This window comes from Agromyces humi (genome assembly GCF_009720255.1).
In the GTDB taxonomy this organism is placed as follows: Bacteria; Actinomycetota; Actinomycetes; order Actinomycetales; family Microbacteriaceae; genus Agromyces; species Agromyces humi.
In genome coordinates this window covers 1-3,984 of record NZ_WJSP02000347.1, presented here as the reverse complement: position 1 = coordinate 3,984, position 3,984 = coordinate 1, and the positions used below count along the sequence as shown (strand labels likewise).

General features: G+C 71.0%; 5 protein-coding genes. 3 read left to right on the top strand and 2 right to left on the bottom strand.

All coding sequences use genetic code 11. The annotated features are described in order from the left end of the window. Window positions 1-167: 167 nt before the first annotated feature. Window positions 168-818 carry an ArsR/SmtB family transcription factor gene (locus GH736_RS18715; RefSeq protein ID WP_159606047.1) on the bottom strand — a complete coding sequence of 217 codons (651 nt, stop codon included), beginning with the start codon at window positions 816-818 and terminating at the stop codon, window positions 168-170. 63 nt (window positions 819-881) lie between these two features. Then, window positions 882-1,340 carry an Lrp/AsnC family transcriptional regulator gene (locus GH736_RS18710; RefSeq protein ID WP_159606045.1) on the bottom strand — a complete coding sequence of 153 codons (459 nt, stop codon included), beginning with the start codon at window positions 1,338-1,340 and terminating at the stop codon, window positions 882-884. 166 nt (window positions 1,341-1,506) lie between these two features. On the opposite strand from GH736_RS18710, the gene pdhA reads away from it, so the two are divergent. The 3 genes from pdhA to GH736_RS18695 form a co-directional block, all read left to right on the top strand. After that, window positions 1,507-2,655, top strand: a complete 1,149-nt coding sequence (gene pdhA / locus GH736_RS18705) for a pyruvate dehydrogenase (acetyl-transferring) E1 component subunit alpha (RefSeq protein ID WP_159606043.1) — start codon at window positions 1,507-1,509, stop codon at window positions 2,653-2,655. After that, a complete protein-coding gene (locus tag GH736_RS18700; protein WP_159606041.1) occupies window positions 2,652-3,662 on the top strand; it encodes an alpha-ketoacid dehydrogenase subunit beta in 1,011 nt (336 codons plus the stop codon). The genes pdhA and GH736_RS18700 overlap by 4 nt, the downstream gene beginning before the upstream one ends. 5 nt (window positions 3,663-3,667) lie before the next feature. Then, window positions 3,668-3,984, top strand: a 317-nt coding sequence (locus tag GH736_RS18695; RefSeq protein WP_328596909.1) for a biotin/lipoyl-containing protein, incomplete at its 3' end; no start/stop codon positions are given.

Genomic DNA, 3,984 nt, shown 5'->3' with positions numbered 1-3,984 from the left:
GAGCGCCGCCTCGGCGGCCGCCCGGGCTTCGATGCGACGCAGGAGGCGATCGCGGTCGTTGCGGCGGGTCGCCCGCTGCAGGCCCCAGCTGGCGAGGCTCAGACCGCTGCGAACGGCCCATTCCGCGAGCAGGCCGGTGTTGGGGGAGAGGAGCGCGGTGTTCATCGTCATCCCTTCGTGGGGTCTTCCGTCGACTCCCCGCGCACGAGCGGGAAGGCGTTGATCTGGATCTGCACCGGGCGGGAGCCCGGTGTCGGGGTGCGCTTGTACGCGTCGATGTAGCGCATGAGCACGGCGTCGATGTCGGCGACGAGCGCCGTGAGCTGCTCGGGCGTGAGACGCAGGTTGATGGTGTCGCTCGTCGCGATGTCGAGCCACTCGTCGCCGAAGACGGCGTCGCCCTCGGAGAGGAACTCGTGGAAGTTCTGGTCTCGAGTCCGGAGCCATTCGTCCTCGACGAGCCGTACCGCGAGACGCTCGGCGCTGCCCGGCGGCAGCGAACGGGCGTCGGGGATCGCGATGGAGCCAGGGGTGCGCTCCCACCACCGTTCCCTGCCCTTCCCGCGCGTCGTGTCCTCGCGGACGAGGCCGGTGCGCTCGAGTTGGCGGAGGTGGTAGCTCGTGGACCCGCTCGATTCGCCGAGACGTTCGGCCAGCCCGCTCGCGGTCAACGGGCCGTACGCCGAGAGCTCGTCGTAGATGCGCACGCGCAACGGGTGTGCGAGCGATTTCAGGCTGTCGGTCGTGATGACGTGATCGACGCCGGGATGACGCAAGCTGCTCGGCTGCGACTGGAGGTCGTCTGGGTTGCTGCTCATGATGCAAAGATAGCGCTGCAAAGAAAGAGTTGCAAGGAGTTCTTTGCAGAATTTCGTTTGCACTCAGCGCTCGAGCAACGGAGCCAATCTGAACGGGATGAGCTCGCCCATCGCGAGCGACGTCTCGGTGCGCTCGACGCCCTCGATCGCGAGGATCTCACCGTCGATGCGGAACAGGTCATGGGCGTCACGGCAGACCACGCGGACGAGCAGATCGACCGATCCCGACAGGCCGTGGGCCTGGATCACCTCGGGGATGCCCGCGATCTCGGCCACCACGTCGGCCAGCTGTTTCTGGCGCACGTGCACCGACACGAACGCCTCGAGCGGGAACCCGAGCGGCGCCGGGTCGATGCTGCGTTCGAACGAGAGGAAGGCGCCGGATGCCTCGAGCCGCGACATCCGCGCCTGCACGGTGTTGCGCGACAGCGCGAGCCGGTCGGCGAGGGCGACGACGGTCGCCCGCGGGTCGGCCGCGAGTGCGACGAGCAGGGCGCGGTCGACCGCGTCGTAGCCGTTCATATCGCCACACGATAGCACCGGAAGTCGGGATGCAACTTGGCAACATGCTCAACGCGTCCGCGCATACTTGAGCTGAGTGCAAGATCGACGTACGCTCTCGGTATCCGGCAGAGTCGCCGGGCGCGGGCCGCTCACGAGGCGGGCCCGCCGAACGCGAGGATCGACGATGACCCCATCCGACCGAGACGCCACCGGGCTCCTGACCAAGCCCGACCACTTCGTGCAGCTCATCACCCCCGCCGGCGAGCGCCGCGCCGACGCCGAGCACGACCCCTGGGTCGCCGATGTCGACGCCGCCGCCCTCGGCCGCCTCTACCGGGACATGGCGATCGTGCGCCGACTCGACGCCGAGGCGACGGCCCTGCAGCGCCAGGGCGAGCTGGGCCTGTGGCCGCCACTCGCCGGCCAGGAGGCCGCGCAGATCGGCTCAGCACGCGCCCTGCGCGACGACGACTTCGTCTTCACGAGCTACCGCGAGCACGCCGTGGCGTGGTGCCGCGGTGTCGGCCCCGCCGAGCTCCTCACCGTGTGGCGGGGCTCAGCGTCATCCGGATGGAACCCCTACGAGCACGGCATGGCCGTGCCCCAGATCATCATCGGCGCGCAGGCGCTGCACGCCACGGGCTGGGCCATGGGCGCGGCGTGGGAGGGCACGGACGCCGCGAGCGTCGCGTACTTCGGCGACGGCGCGACGAGCGAGGGAGACGTGAACGAGGCGCTCGTGTTCGCCGCGAGCTTCGACGCCCCCGTCGTGTTCTTCTGCCAGAACAACCAGTGGGCGATCTCGGAGCCCGTGGGCCTGCAGTCCAAGCAGCCGCTCGCCCGTCGCGCCGACGGCTTCGGCATGCCCGGCATCCGCGTCGACGGCAACGACGTGCTCGCGGTGCTCGCCGCGACGCGCATCGCGCTCGACCGCGCCCGCCGTGGCGGCGGCCCCACCTTCATCGAGGCGGTCACCTACCGGCTCGGGCCCCACACCACCGCCGATGACCCCAAGCGCTACCGCACCGACGACGAGCTCACCGAATGGGGTGCTCGCGACCCCCTCACCCGGCTGCTCGCCCTGCTCGGCACCATGGGCGTCGACATCGAGGGCCTCGAGCGCGACATCGCCGACGAGGCCGGTCGCGCCGCTGCCGAGCTGCGCGCCGCCGTCACGACGATTCCCGACCCCGAGCCGATGACCGTGTTCGACCACGTGTACGCCGAGCCCAACACGCACCTGGCGCGCCAGCGCGACCACTACGCGCGGTACCTCGCCATGTTCGACGAGACGGATGCCGCGGCATCCGGTGCCGCAGGAGGCGCCCGATGACCACGCTCACCCTCGGGAAGGCCCTCAACGCCGGCCTCCGGCGCGCCCTCGCCGCCGATGACAAGGTCGTGCTCATGGGCGAGGACATCGGCACGCTCGGCGGGGTGTTCCGCATCACCGACGGACTGAAGGCCGAGTTCGGCGCGAACCGCGTGGTGGACACCCCGCTGTCCGAGGCCGGCATCATGGGCACCGCCGTGGGCCTCGCGTACCGCGGGTTCCGGCCGGTCGTCGAGATCCAGTTCGACGGGTTCATCTACCCGGGCTTCGACCAGATCGTCGCCCAGGTCGCCAAGCTGCACTACCGCTCGCGCGGCAACGTGCGGATGCCGCTGACCATCCGGGTGCCGTTCGGCGGCGGCATCGGCGCGGCCGAGCACCACTCCGAGTCGCCCGAGGCGTACTTCGCGCACACCGCGGGCCTCCGCGTCGTGGCGTGCTCGAACCCCGCCGACGCGTACGTCATGATCCAGCAGGCGATCGCCAGCGACGACCCGGTGCTGTTCTTCGAGCCGAAGCGCCGCTATCACGTCAAGGGCGAGGTCGACGAGACGGCGAGCCTCGCCGACGCGAAGCCCATGGGCGTCGCCTCGGTCGTGGCATCCGGCACCGACGTCACCCTGGTGACGTACGGCGCGCTCGTGCAGACCGCCCGCGACGCGGCCATCGCCGCTGCAGAGGACGGCGTCTCGATCGAGGTCATCGACCTCCGCTCCCTCGCCCCCGTCGACTACGCGACCGTCGAGGCGTCGGTGCGTCGCACCGGGCGACTCGTCATCACGCACGAGGCCGGCCAGCAGGGCGGCGTCGGCGCCGAGCTGGCGGCCAGCGTCACCGAACGGTGCTTCGAGTTCCTCGAGGCCGCGCCCGTGCGGGTGACCGGCCACGACATCCCCTACCCGCCCGCGAAGCTCGAACGGCACCACCTGCCCGACCTCGACCGCATCCTCGACGGGGTCGACCGCGTGCTCGGCCGTCCGAACTCGCTGAGCGGGGTGGAGGCGTGAGCGGCATGATCCGGGAGTTCCCGCTGCCCGACCTCGGAGAGGGCCTCACCGAGTCCGAGATCGTCGCCTGGCGTGTCGCGGTCGGCGACCGCGTGGAGCTGAACCAGATCATCGCCGACGTCGAGACGGCGAAGGCGGTCGTCGAGCTGCCGTCGCCCTACGCCGGCGTGATCACCGCACTGCACGCGGTCGAAGGCGAGACGGTGAACGTCGGCGCGCCCCTGTTCTCCTGCGACACCGGCGACGGTGCGGCGACGGATGCCGCCGCCTCGAGCCCCGCGTCCGCGGCCGCCGAGCCCGCGGCCGCACCGGCGACCGACGT